At 37.1% G+C, this 13209-nt stretch carries 10 protein-coding genes; 6 read left to right on the top strand and 4 right to left on the bottom strand.

Annotated features, from left to right (window positions below; all coding sequences use genetic code 11):
• Positions 1-45: 45 nt before the first annotated feature.
• Positions 46-996 (top strand): NAD-dependent epimerase/dehydratase family protein, encoded by a 951-nt coding sequence (locus MSSIT_RS19720; RefSeq protein ID WP_048174166.1) that lies wholly within the window; start codon positions 46-48, stop codon positions 994-996.
• On the opposite strand, the gene MSSIT_RS19725 is transcribed toward MSSIT_RS19720, so the two are convergent.
• Positions 997-2466, bottom strand: coding sequence for a flippase (locus MSSIT_RS19725; protein WP_048174168.1), 1470 nt, complete (start codon positions 2464-2466; stop codon positions 997-999).
• Between the two features lie 840 nt (positions 2467-3306).
• Here MSSIT_RS19725 and MSSIT_RS19730 point away from each other — a divergent pair.
• Both MSSIT_RS19730 and MSSIT_RS19735 read left to right on the top strand, forming a co-directional pair.
• A complete protein-coding gene (locus MSSIT_RS19730) occupies positions 3307-3510 on the top strand; it encodes a hypothetical protein (RefSeq protein WP_048174170.1) in 204 nt (67 codons plus the stop codon).
• A gap of 688 nt (positions 3511-4198) precedes the next feature.
• On the top strand, positions 4199-5152 hold the full coding sequence (locus MSSIT_RS19735) for an NAD-dependent epimerase/dehydratase family protein (protein ID WP_048174171.1): 954 nt from the start codon (positions 4199-4201) through the stop codon (positions 5150-5152).
• A gap of 248 nt (positions 5153-5400) precedes the next feature.
• Here the strand turns inward: MSSIT_RS19735 and MSSIT_RS23770 are convergent, their stop codons facing one another.
• Together MSSIT_RS23770 and MSSIT_RS19740 are read right to left on the bottom strand one after the other, a co-directional pair.
• Positions 5401-5580 carry a hypothetical protein gene (locus MSSIT_RS23770; protein WP_148706058.1) on the bottom strand — a complete coding sequence of 60 codons (180 nt, stop codon included), beginning with the start codon at positions 5578-5580 and terminating at the stop codon, positions 5401-5403.
• Positions 5570-6070 (bottom strand): transposase, encoded by a 501-nt coding sequence (locus MSSIT_RS19740; protein ID WP_148706059.1) that lies wholly within the window; start codon positions 6068-6070, stop codon positions 5570-5572. The genes MSSIT_RS23770 and MSSIT_RS19740 overlap by 11 nt, the downstream gene beginning before the upstream one ends.
• Positions 6071-7065: 995 nt before the next feature.
• On the opposite strand from MSSIT_RS19740, the gene MSSIT_RS19745 reads away from it, so the two are divergent.
• Complete coding sequence (locus MSSIT_RS19745) at positions 7066-8871, top strand: hypothetical protein (RefSeq protein ID WP_048174174.1); 1806 nt, start codon at positions 7066-7068, stop codon at positions 8869-8871.
• 554 nt (positions 8872-9425) lie between these two features.
• Here the strand turns inward: MSSIT_RS19745 and MSSIT_RS19750 are convergent.
• Entirely contained in the window at positions 9426-10325 is a 900-nt protein-coding gene (locus MSSIT_RS19750) for a glycosyltransferase family 2 protein (protein ID WP_048174176.1), read from the bottom strand.
• Between the two features lie 899 nt (positions 10326-11224).
• Here MSSIT_RS19750 and MSSIT_RS19760 point away from each other — a divergent pair.
• Both MSSIT_RS19760 and MSSIT_RS19765 read left to right on the top strand, forming a co-directional pair.
• The gene (locus MSSIT_RS19760; RefSeq protein ID WP_048174180.1) at positions 11225-12112 is read left to right on the top strand and encodes a DUF1616 domain-containing protein; all 888 of its coding nucleotides are present in this window, start codon (positions 11225-11227) and stop codon (positions 12110-12112) included.
• A gap of 2 nt (positions 12113-12114) precedes the next feature.
• On the top strand, positions 12115-12981 hold the full coding sequence (locus MSSIT_RS19765) for a CPBP family intramembrane glutamic endopeptidase (protein ID WP_048174181.1): 867 nt from the start codon (positions 12115-12117) through the stop codon (positions 12979-12981).
• The last annotated feature ends 228 nt before the right edge of the window (positions 12982-13209 follow it).

Below are 13209 nucleotides of genomic sequence, written 5' to 3' on the forward strand. Positions count from 1 at the left end.
AGTGAAAAATATTAATAGTGAGAGTCAGATTATTTGTAGATTTTCATGCTTTCAGAGAACAGAATACTTGTAACAGGAGGAGCCGGGTTCATAGGGAGCAATCTGGTAGACCGCCTTTTAGAAAAAGGAAACTTGGTTGTTGTTTTCGATAACCTCAGTTCCGGCAAAATGGAATTTATAGAGCATCACCTTGAAAACCCGGATTTTTCTCTTGTAAGAGGAGACCTTCTTGATCCTGAAGCTATCGAAAGAGCCTGTAAGGATGTTGACATGGTATACCATGTAGCTGCAAATCCGGATGTTAAACTTGGAGCTTCAGATACAAAAGTCCATCTGGATCAGAATATCCTGGCAACCTACAACCTTCTCGAAGCTATGAGAAAAGGAGATGCAAAAAAAATTGCATTTACTTCGACATCCACAGTCTATGGGGAAGCAAGCGTGATGCCCACCCCGGAGGATTATGGTCCCCTTATCCCTATATCTCTCTACGGGGCTTCAAAACTTGCCTGTGAAGCTCTCATCACTTCATACTCTCACACCTTCGATATACAGGCGTGGATTTTCCGGTTTGCAAATATTGTAGGACCGCGCAGCACACACGGAATCACTGTTGATTTTATAAAGAAGCTGAAGGATAATCCCGGCAGGCTCGAGATTCTTGGGGACGGAAAACAGGAAAAATCCTACCTTCATGTGTCGGAGTGTGTTGATGCTATCCTTTTTGCAATAGAGAAAAGCAAAGAAGATATAAATATATTCAATATCGGTTCCGAAGACACAATCAGTGCTACAGAAATAGGGGGAGTTATTACTGAAGAGATGGGCCTTTCCGATGTAGAATTCGTATATACCGGAGGAAACAGGGGTTGGAAAGGCGATGTGCCAAGAATGAGGCTCGGGATAGAGAAACTAAAAGCAATAGGTTGGAAACCTGTCTATACGTCTGAGAACAGCGTAAGGGAAACAGCAAGGGAGTTGCTTTCCGGAAACTGATTATTTGCTGTTAGAGCTAACTTCTGACCTGAACAGATACCTTTTTATTAAAGACATTTCGTTGTCAGTAAAACCCCCTACCAGAAACATTGCAACCACATAAGTAAACATGCCTGCTCCCACGGCTTCAAAAAGCTCAACTATGCCCGCGATAGATAGGCTGGAAACAAAGAAGTACATGGCCATTGAGGACAGAATACTTTTTCCGATGTCCAGGAAATGAAAATCAAGCTTGAAATGTTTTAGGGACACATGTATGCAAAGTGTAGCCATCAAAAAGTAGGAGATGAGGGTCGAAAAAGCAGCCCCTATGATGCCTACTGAAGGGATGAGAATGAGATTGACTATCACGTTTGAAACCGCGGCAACGATATTAATGTAGGTAGCAAACTTCGTTTTTTTTATAAGGAACATTGTGTTGACAAAAATCTGGAATATTCCTGCCATCAGCCCGGCAAAAGCGATTATAGGGATTACAAACCAGCCAGATACGAAATCCGGAGTGGTAAGGATCCCAAGTAAAGGTTTTGCAAGAGCTGAAAGTCCAAAAACTGCAGGAATAGAGATAATAAGGAAGTATCTCAGAGAATGCGACATATATGTTCTTACCTCTTCCATCTTATTCTCATCAAAAAGCTTTGAAAGCTCGGGAAAGAGAATAAGCTGAAGGGGGCTTACAAAAAGCTGGATGAGGTTTCCTATTGAGCACGCCGCAGAATAGACTCCAACACTACCCAGGCCAAGAAGATAAGTAACCATATATCGGTCACTTGAATCCGTAACCCACCTGATAAGGGAGTTTGGAGTTAATGGCAGAGAAAACTGCAGATACTCTCTGATGTAAGTAAACCGCGGAATGACAAAACCTATCTGGGAAACTATGGTAACAAAAGCGACTAAAAAAATCAGACCCTGAGTAATTAAAGTTGCGGTTATTACTCCAAGAAGTCCGTATCCCATTTTAAGGAAAATCACGATAAATAACAGTTTTCCAAAGGTTTCAAAAAAAGTAAGGTAAGAGAATTTCTTAATTTGCCTGAAAACCCTGAAATAAAAAAGGGATACAGATTCAATTATATTCAAAATAATTAAAAGGGAGCCTGCCTTAACAAAATATGTTGCTTCAGGTTCCTTAAAACCGAAAGTTGCAAGCGGCTCTGCAAATATATATAACAGGAATGAAGCCATCAAACCTGATGCTGTAACAAAAAAAAGGATTGAATATACTGCTTCCCTTATTTTTTTCTTATCGGTTTCGGAAGATAAAAATCTGACGAAACTCATTGAAAGTCCCATAAGCGCAAGGGAAGAGATCAAAGATGTTGTAATGCTGATCTGTGCCCAGAGCCCGTAATCATATGTTCCAAGGGTTTTTGTGATAATGGGAAGTAAAAAGAAGGCACTCAGGCTTGTGAGAATCTGAACCGTCCCAATAAAACCAACGTCCCTTGCAAACTTCTGATATGACATCACACCACCTTAAAAAAACTGCTTTCCCTTAATCAAAAGAGCTTATGAAACCGTTGCACAAAAATCTCTTTAACAGATGGTCCAGATCACTAATTAATGCCCGATACATAAATCCTTTTGAATACCGTTGATTATCCGACTCGGGTTTTAGCCTGGATATTGATTGTTTTTTAATCACCGGAGCGAATTGGTTTATCTTCATAAAACCACCTTTAATTCGAAGAGGGAGAAACTGAAAATTTTAAATTGATTCTCAGTGTTAACATTATTCGTATAATAAAGAAATAATAATTCTGTTTCATAAAAATACCTTTAACCAGGAAAATTGTCCTAAATCCAAGAACGGGAGATTGAGATTAAATTTCACCGTTAACTTTCAGTTTATTTGGACAGCGTTTTCATTTGAAGAAATCAGTCCCATTCTCGCTCAATAAGAGATTTCTACAAAGAATAAAAGCCTTTGTATTCAAGTAATTATTTTCAACAGTTATTATACAGGCAAACAAAACTTTCAAAAAAGAAATATTTTGCAGGAATAAAAATATAGACTGAAAAACTAAGAAAAATATGCAGTAAGTAAGAGCCAAAATTATAAAGATAAATACGAAAGATTGCCCTTGAAACAAAGTATAAAAATATTAAAAAAATTTATTGTTAGCCACTGGAATTCTATTTTACGAAACCTGTTACATCCGGCCTACAGAAAAATATAACCTTCACTATTCGCTTTATCTCTACGCAGTTCCCAAAAAGTACTTTTATCCCATAACCGGTATTTTATTAAAGACCCGGACTACCTTATTGAAGCTGTAAAAAGTTTTGTGGATAACGAACACGGACATGCATACAATAGACTGGGACAACAGGCTTATAAAAAACATGGAAAAAAGTGCAGAAGAACTCGGAATTGCAAGCTGTGTCAAGTTCACTGAACCTGTAACCCGGGAGGACAATTCCCTCTGGATTTCAACGGCAGACCTGCTTGTACTAACATGCCTTTTGAAGACGAAAGCAGAAGGGAAAAGACTTTATAATAAAGAGTGACTTAAACCGATCAAATTAAAAATATTATTAAAAGATATAACTACTAGCGTCATGACAATTTAATTATTGAACATAATTTTTGGCATCCTTATGTCATTATATACTGATTCCGAACTTATAAAATAAGCAATAACTAAATGTTTCTGACACTAGAGACCAAAACCTTACTAAATAAAAAAGAAGTTTCTGAATTAAAACTAGAGACTATCCGTAAAATCCTAAAATTACTACCGAGTTATAATATATAATGCAGAGTTATATAATAGATAATGATATTTGCCTCTGAATTACGCTTTTGAGGATATTGTCGGCGATCAAAGGGATACTCACGATTTATGAAAAAATAATGCATGATGTGATAGAGAAATAAACTTCTATTAGCATTTGCCATATCTGCTCCTCACTGCGTCATATCTGTCCCTCACTACCACATAAAATATAATTCAGGGTCAGCTTCTGAATAAGGTACAAAATGATGACTTGAATAAAGAAAAAAATGATGATTTGAATAAAGAAAAAAACGATAACCCGAATAACTCCGTTTGGATAATAATACTCGACTTCGATGCATTATCCGGAAGATTAATCTTTTGGTTGGACAACAATTTTAACTCAAATGAAAAGGTTAAAAATCGTTATGTTTAAAATAAGTTCAATATTTCAATGAATTCATTACAGAGGGTACTTAATGAAAGCACTTGTTACTGGCTGCGCAGGTTTTATAGGTTCTCACTTAACTGAAAGGCTATTGAATGAAGGCTATGAAGTAATAGGGATTGATTGTTTTACCGATTATTACCCAAAACATATTAAAGAGAATAATCTTCATACATTCATAAACCATGACAATTTTGAGTTTATAAATAAAGACCTGCTCTCTGTTGACAATTATCCAGATGTAGATTATGTCTTCCACCATGCTGCACAAGCCGGTGTCAGGGCATCGTGGGGTAAATATTTTGATACTTATCTTGAAAACAATATCAGTTTAACTCAAAAACTACTTGAATACTATAAAGACAGCAATATTAAAAAATTCGTATATGCCTCTTCATCATCTGTTTATGGGGATATTGACGAATTACCGATGAATGAAGAGTCTTTGTTAAAGCCTGTGTCTCCTTACGGTGTTACAAAACTTGCAGCTGAACATTTGTGCTCTTTGTATTACACGAGTTACAGCGTACCAACCATTTCTTTGAGATATTTTACCGTTTTTGGCCCAAGACAGAGGCCAGATATGGCTATTTTCAAATTTGTTAACAGGATATTTAATGGTAAAGAAATAACAGTTTATGGAAATGGACTTCAAACCCGAGATTTTACTTATGTTGCTGATGTAGTTGAAGCAAATGTTCGGGCAGCAACAGGCGACATTGTTGGAGAAGTGTTTAATATAGGTGGCGGGAACAGTATTACAGTAAATGAATTAATAAAACAAATAGAAATTATTGTTGGAAAAAAGGCTAAAGTAAAATATATAGATACTCAAAAGGGAGATATGAAGGATACAAAATCCGATGTAACAAAAGCAAGAAAGTTGCTTAATTGGAAAGCGAAAACAGATATTATAGAAGGGTTGGATAAATATATCGAATGGTTTAGAAAAAACGATTACCTCTACAAGGACCTGGATCTATAAATCAAGAGGAACTTAAAAACGACTTAACCTGGAACTCCAAATATTCGTTACCACTCAACTAAAGACTGAATGGCTCCTGTTTCATCCCCGCCATTGAGAACAAGCCCCCGGGCTTCTTCCCCGCGTTCCGTAGGTGTACAGTCAGGGAAAATCCATTCTCTATCTTTTAACCGGAGTTTCCAGGATGTTAAAAAATAAAGGATTCTGTAAGATAATTTGAAGTCTAATAAAAAATTAAGTCTAACAAATCAACTTGGGATATACTTCCCAAGCTGAAGTTTTGCAAAGATTTCAGCAGTTTCTTTGTTCATTTCTTCTACAACAAACTCTGCACTTTTCTCTCCTTTTCTATTATTAACCAATCCTATCCTTATCTTTTCGAGATTGCTGGACAACATTTGAATTGTTAATTCCTGGTCATCGATCAAATGAAGTAGATAATTGTAGAGTAGTAGCCCCATTACACAGAGAAACACATGAGCTCTTATCTTTACCCTTTCTGGCATACACCGGTTTTATCGGTATCAATAACTTGTCTTTTAACCATTTCATGTCATCTTCAATCATATTTCGGGAATCATACATCTCCACAATTTCTTTTGTTGTAAATTCCTCTTTATCATTAAACGCAACAGTTTTCCCCATCCCTAAAAGAAACTCCTTTTCATACCAAGTTCCTTTTATGAGATGAGCTTTGACTTTGTTCTTTTTTCCGTTCTCCCACTCTTCTTCGTAATCGGACAGAGGAATCTGATATAAATCTTTACATATAGAGGAGGGTAAAGCTCCGACAACGTGCATTTTATCTAAAACCTGTTTGATGTTATCTGTTGAGTCCATCCCTCTATCAAAAACAATAGTCATTTCCTTTAGAGGAATTTCAATTTCCTCAACACGTTTGCAGATACTATCAAACAAACCTGAAAACAAAGATACATCAGGAACGTTTGATAAATATGTAATTGTATGGAAAGGAATATTATTATTTGAGGTTGTTAAGCCGACTCCTATGAGGTTCTTATCCCTCTTTTGATTAGTATTTAGGAGATATCAAGTTCGATTTTACGGATTGTTTTTTCATCCAATTTTTCCATGTAATTGAGGAAGTCCTGACTTGAGAGTTTGTATTTTGGGTTCCAGAAAAACTACGGTTAAACTGAAAATCCGTATTGTGGAATCCGTATACGCTACAGATTTTAGAAGAAAGCTCAAATTATCCTATATCTCATTTTAACTCCCTGCACACACCTTAAATATTCGTTAGGAACTACTTTTGATTTCCGTATGTTTTCCTCTTTTTCCAGTATAGGGGAACTTTTTTATAATTACAAAGTGGTTTAAAAGATCTTCTCTATAAAATTTCAGTTTATCTGTAACAAAAAGAGAGATTTTACCTGAAAAATAGTTAATAGTTAAGTCAACAAGTTTATCTGCAACATACTGTTTTCTTGGACCTATTACAAAAAATGCTTCAATCGCGTAAGTATTAAGTTATTCACATAGATAGGGATCTTTGAAAGGGAAACAAGAGATTTTTGACGAAACAATGAAGAAGTGACTTAAGTATATAAGTTCGTAATGAGAAACACAACTGGAAAAAGTAGGAATTGTTTAAGGTATTTATATACAGAGATTGCATAATAGCAAAAAGATGTAATTATATAGAAATTTTCTTTATATTGTTGACAAAGGCTTTTTGAAGTAACTGCAATTATTCTTGAGAGAAATAAGAATAAAAAGAGTGAAAAGAAAATTAAAAGTGAAAGAAAAATACTGACTATTTACTCTTACAGCTTTTGTTTATTCAAAGTTTCAGGAAACACTGGTGCTACAGGAGACACTGGTGATACCTTAGAGACATTTAATAAAAAGATGCAAAAGAAGAATATACATCCAAGAAGGATGAGGACACATTGCAAAAAGGAACTAATCAAATCTTGAGTCTTCTGACCTCTATTTCGTTACTCCTCCTAGTTTACGGTCTCTTTATACTTGAAGAAATCCCGGTTAAGGGATATGCAGCTAGCATCTATGACCAGCTTCCTTTACGTTTATATCTAATCCTACTCTTTTGCTACATTTCTTCCATTATACTGGTGCTCTCATGCAGGAACAAAAAAACGATAATTATACTATTACTTATTCATTCCACAGTACTGATGATCCCTTATATGCTTGGATACGTCTCCATAGGTAGATATGGAGAATTTTCACTTATGGGATTGGCGGAAAATAGAGGACTTTTTGATCACCCGGACTCTTCTGTCATTTCAAACCTTTCTCCTACAGGTCCTCTGCTGGTTTCAGCTCTGGACCTGGTATCGGGGTTGGGAAGACAAACGCTTTCTTATTTTTTACCGATTTTATTTTCAATTATGTTCATTACCGGGATGTACATGCTCTGCAGAACTTATATAAGCCGGGAAAAACTTGTCGGTGTAGTCTTGCTTTCCTCGTTTCTTCTATATTTCTGGCACTTTCAGTTTTCGACGTTTCCTTATTACCTTTCTTTTTGCATGGTCCCTATCTATCTTTTTGTGTTAAGAAAAGCAATTTTGGATGAAAACAGGAAAATGCTTATCAGTTTTCCTTTTATGATAGCGTTGCTCCCGTTAGCCCATCCTTTTATTTTTGCGTATCTTATTTGTTTTTCACTACTCCTCATCGTTATAAATGAGATACTAGATGAGAAGAGAGACATTACCAAAATCTTCGGCTTCAATGTTCCTGCTAAAGATGCTGTATTCATTTTACAGGGAAAAAAAGTTCTTTTTCTCTTTTTCCTGACGCTTATCTTGGGGAGCGTCCTATTCTGGAACTATGCTTCCCGTTTTTCCCAAACTTTACCTCCCGATCTTTCCTGGCACATTCAAACTTTATCAGTAACAAGCCTGACCAGTATGTTAGGAGTGGAATCAAATCTCGAGTTCATACATTATTTCAATCTATATTATGGCAAATATTACATTCCGTTAATCTTCATTATTATCAATTCCGTAATCACATGGCAAAATCGTAAGAGGTTTTGCCACCATTATATCCACACATATTCTTACTTTTTAATACTCTATGTAGTTTCTTTCTTCCTGGAGTTGGTCTTTCTATTAAATCCTTTCATACATTATCCTGCGGAAAGATTTGTAAATCTAAGTTTCATTATTTTTGCTCAAATACCTCTACTGGCTTATTCACTCTATATTATCTTTCTCAGGAAGGGACATATACTTGGTCTTGCTTCTGTAATTCTGATCCTGGGCCTTCTCTGGACCTATGGTTTCTTCAGCTGTTTTAGTTCCCCTTATACTGGCGGAATCTCAGAAGGAGTTTCACAAAATGAAGCTACAGGAATGCAGTGGCTATCCAGCACTAAAGCTGTCACCGGTTTCCCCATATCTGAAGAAGGAGAGAACATTGAAAATAAATTTATCTCAGACTCTACCGGCAATTTGAAAGATTCTGACTCGTTTTATGCAGAAATATCACCCGGTTTTGTGTATATCCCGGGCCACTACTTTGAAAGCACAGCTTACCTAAAAAATTCTTCGGAAAATGATCCATGGTATTTTGTGGTAACTACTTTTTCAAAGGAATTAAGAAAGAACAAATTAGAAGTTGAGACCTCAGACTATGTTGGGAACGCAATAAAGTTACCTGAAAGAAACTCTACATGTAAGATCTACGATTCCCTCAATATAGAGATTTATGCGTACTCTACGTAAATGATTGTACATAACTATGAAAGAACAGTAGTCTTAACGGAAAAAAGTTTAAAAAGTCTGCAAATGTGCAAATAGAACAGAATTACTTCACCTGTAAACTTTCTTTTGTTATTTATTTCACAATCTTAATTTTCTTTATTCTTCCTGGGAGTGAACACCAGACAAGCTAACGAAGGGTTAATCCCACATTTGTAGGGTTTATGTTTACCCGAATTGAAGACTGGCTTTAGACCTATCAGCGATGGGAAAGAAACTATAGATCCAGACCTCACAAACCTTTAAAGAGTAGATTTTATTTTTGTATGTATATGTTCCTCTACTTTAATTCCCATTCAATAGAACCTGTTACAGAGAATTGAGACCAAAACCTTGCCTATGAAAAACCTTGCCTATAAGACACTCCTTTTTCTGACAATATTACAAGGTTTCTTGCCGCAAAAAAGTTCTTGCTCCCATCAAAAAGAACTTGATAGATTCTTTAGAACTCTGGTTTTATATGCACATTGCATCAACAAGAATAGTTAGTTGCACATAAACTGACTCCGCTTTGATTATTATTGCCTTCGAATATGTTCGTTCAGAAATATCATCCTTGAAATGGCGTGCAGTATGATTCCTGTAAATATCATAAAAGCCCCTATGATTGTCAACATTACCATGAGGAGCGTGGGTCCGAAACGCAAGTGTCCGCCCATATAATAGTCCTGCAGAAAATACAGCCCCATAAGAAAACCGGCAGATGCCATAATCATCCCTGGAACTGAAAAATAGAACAGGGGGCGCCTGTATTCCATATCTTTAAGAAGCTGGAGCAGAACCCTGGGACCGTGTATGAAGGGATGTTCGGAGGAACAATCTTCAAGATCATATCTGCAGTGGATCTCTACTTCAGTAAACTTAAGCTTATGATCTCTTGCCTGAATAAGAATCTCTGAACCTGCAGACATATCAGTTCCATTGAGGTTTATATTCTCAATGGCTCTTCTGCCATATGCTCGGAAACCGCTCTGGGAATCAGTAACATTGAGACCACCTGCTATATAGGTTGCCACATCAAGAACTTTCATTCCAAACTTACGGTAAATAGGGACATTTTTTCCATTGCCGTTGACGAATCTTGAACCAATCACAAGGTCAAATCCATGTCTTAAGGGCTCAAGGAGCATAGGAATTTCGGAAGGATCGTGCTGGCCATCTGAATCGATTATTACCATAGCACCTGCACCGAGGTTACGGGCCGTGTCGAAACAATTTCTCAGGGCTGCCCCGTATCCTTTGTTTACTTCGTGGCGGACTACATAGGCACCAAGGGACTCGGCGATATCGACAGTATTATCCGTGCTCCCATCGTCCACAACCACAACCCTATCCACATATTTTTTGCAGCCCTTGATGACCTCTGCAATGGAATGGGCTTCATTATAGGCAGGCATGGCTGCAATAGTAATGGTCATATGCAATCATCTACCCCTTTGATGAAAAAACTCAAGAGTCTTATAAACCGATTTTCCATAGATAAATCGGCGAGAATTTCAAATACAGTGAATACATTTTTCAGAGTTATCGCTCCACAAATTTTAAAGGGTTTCTAAGGATAACCTCCAATCAGACTCACAGTGTATCTTTTGGGGGATTTTCATACTCCTCTTTTGGGAAAGAAGAGATACCCTGCAAGTAAGTCGTAGTCCTCAATAAGACGTGTATTTGTTTTAATATATGAGCTATATAAGCATTTAGGCACGAAAAATAGTGAAACAGTATTCCCGATAACGAAAAACAATTAAGCCTGGTTAAAAAACGCATTAGTCAGAAAAAGTGGTTAAAAACCTTCGATATGAATTATACTTACAATATTATGAATGAAAAAATTTGGAAAGACTGAAGAGCCAAAAGGGGTTTCATGGAACTCCGCAACATAATAAAAAAAGAAAAGGCATATCAGTAAGCTCTCTTTAAAAAATGATAGACGATTCAAGCCTTAAGATCAGTCAAATTTGTAATGAATGAATAGTTTTTTATAATAACCTGAAGGAAAAGGGAAAGATATTTTATACAAAAAAAGTAATTTGAGTAGATCGAATTAAAACAATCATTAAAAAAATAGGAATGATTGAAGAACGAAAGCTTTACAAATAAAAAACAAAACCCCTGAATTCCAATTCAGAACTGATCCCAAACCTTCCGGTTCTCGCTCTTCCAGTAAGATATTAAAAGACCGACCGGGAAAATCCGGAAAGGTTGTCTGAATACCCTGCTGCCAAAGGGATAATGAAAAAGGCAGCTTAGCCTGAATACAAGAAGAAATTAGACTGGAAAACCAGAAAAACATTAAAATCGTTTTATGAGGAGTCATATGGCCGGAAACCAGAAGTTTCCATCTGACCTGCTGTTTGTGGTAGGTCTTGTAATTCTTACGGATATCTTCGTACTTACTCCTGCACTAAATGAGAGTTTTATTCGCACTGTCCTTGGACTTCCAATGATATTATTCCTTCCGGGGTATTCCCTTGTATCCCTGCTGTTTCCGACAAAAAATACGCTTGAGGGAATTGAAAGAGCAGCACTCTCTGTAGGAACGAGTGTTGCAATTGTACCTCTCATGGGGCTTGTACTTAATAATACATCATTCGGGATCAGAGAAATACCTCTTCTTGTAAGCCTCTCTGTGCTTATCGTCCTTGTATGCGCAGCGGCATATGTCCGCAGGAAGCAGTTCCCTGAAGAAAAAGCCTTTGAAATCTCTTTCAAAGCTTCCGCCCGTAATATGTTAATTGAAATTATGGGGAAACCGGAATCGACGACGGAAAAAGCTCTCAGGGTTATTATGGCAGTTTCCATTCTGGCCTTGGCAGGAAGTATCGCTTATGTAGCCCTACTTCCTCACGAACAGGAGCCATTTACGGAATTCTATATCCTCGGGTCCGATGGAACAGCTGAGAATTATACGACTGAGTACGTGCAGGGAGAAAGCGGAACAGTCATTATAGGAATCGTAAACCACGAACACAGTACTGTGGACTATACAATGGACGTCAGGCTCGAAAATAAGTCCCTGCCCCTTCCTGAGACCTTGAAGCATATACAACTTGAAGACAACATGACCCTGGAAAAACCTCTTGAGATAACCCCCACTGTTAAAGGAAACAATATGGAACTTCAATTCCTGCTTTTCAATGAGACTGAAAAAAATGTGCCTTACAGGGATCTGCACCTCTGGATTAACGTTGCCGGGGAGGCTTGAAGATGGAAACATATGAAGTTCAGGAGATGGAAATACCTGAGAATAGGGAGAAACAAAAACCTGGACACCTTGGAATGTATATTCCTGAGTATGGGGCGACACAGAAGTCTGATTTAAGAAACAAAGGATTTTACCTGATCATTCCAATATTATCCATCGCTTTAGCGGAATTAATGATCTATTTCGGGATGATTATAGAAGCTATGGAAATACATGCCATCATTCTCCTTGGGCTTACTATTTCCATGCTGTACATAGAAAACGAAGAGATCCAGAAAACTTACCAAGCTCTTATCCTACTGCCTGTCCTGCGACTCGTAAACCTCTCAATGCCGGCTTTTTATGATGTAACCCTTTACTCATTTGTTTTTACTTACGGACTCCTCACAATTCCGGTAACTATTGCAATCACTAGCCAGGGATTTACCCGGGAGCAGTTAGGGGTAACATTCAGAAGGATGTGGCTCTACATTCCACTTTCTATAATCATAAGTTTCCTGCTTGGAATAGGAGAATATCTTATAATAGAGACAAACTACCTCATCCCCGATCTTTCGATTTCCAGCCTACTGGTACTTATCCTTATTATGGTCTTCTTGGTGGGGCTTATTGAAGAACTAATCTTCAGGTCCATTATTCAGAATAGACTCGAAGTTTTTTTAGGTAGCCGGAGAGGCTTGGTGATCACAAGCATCCTGTTCGGATTGATGCAGTCAGGATATGGAAGCATAAGTGAAATATTCTACACTTTCGCAGTAGGTTTTATCATAGGATACATGTTCTACAGAACCCGGAGCCTTCCTCTGGTCACCATGATCCATGGCTTCATAAATGTCTTTCTCTTTGGAGTTTTCCCCCACCTCCTTTAAATTATTTTAAAATTTAGATTCTCCAGGCTTTTTTCATAAAGATGTTTATATGTGTCCTGCCTGTGAGATAGGGCCTGAAAAAAAGAAGGTGTAAAGGAAAAAAAGAAAGAACGGCATTAAACAAAACAGGTAAGAAAAAGAAAAAAGCTATGAAGACTTACAAAAAATCAATTTTTGTGAAGCTTTTTTAAAGAGTTTTGATATTTTTTAAAATAGATATAGTGAACA

It is taken from the genome of Methanosarcina siciliae T4/M (assembly GCF_000970085.1).
GTDB classification, from domain to species: Archaea; Halobacteriota; Methanosarcinia; order Methanosarcinales; family Methanosarcinaceae; genus Methanosarcina; species Methanosarcina siciliae.

Excerpts from the sequence above, each read along its gene's own strand:
- MSSIT_RS19720 (WP_048174166.1), top strand. The coding sequence starts at position 46 with ATGCTTTCAGAGAACAGAATACTTGTAACAGGAGGAGCCGGGTTCATA.
- MSSIT_RS19725 (WP_048174168.1), bottom strand. The coding sequence starts at position 2,466 with ATGTCATATCAGAAGTTTGCAAGGGACGTTGGTTTTATTGGGACGGTT.
- MSSIT_RS19730 (WP_048174170.1), top strand. The coding sequence starts at position 3,307 with ATGCATACAATAGACTGGGACAACAGGCTTATAAAAAACATGGAAAAA.
- MSSIT_RS19735 (WP_048174171.1), top strand. The coding sequence starts at position 4,199 with ATGAAAGCACTTGTTACTGGCTGCGCAGGTTTTATAGGTTCTCACTTA.
- MSSIT_RS19750 (WP_048174176.1), bottom strand. The coding sequence starts at position 10,325 with ATGACCATTACTATTGCAGCCATGCCTGCCTATAATGAAGCCCATTCC.
- MSSIT_RS19760 (WP_048174180.1), top strand. The coding sequence starts at position 11,225 with ATGGCCGGAAACCAGAAGTTTCCATCTGACCTGCTGTTTGTGGTAGGT.
- MSSIT_RS19765 (WP_048174181.1), top strand. The coding sequence starts at position 12,115 with ATGGAAACATATGAAGTTCAGGAGATGGAAATACCTGAGAATAGGGAG.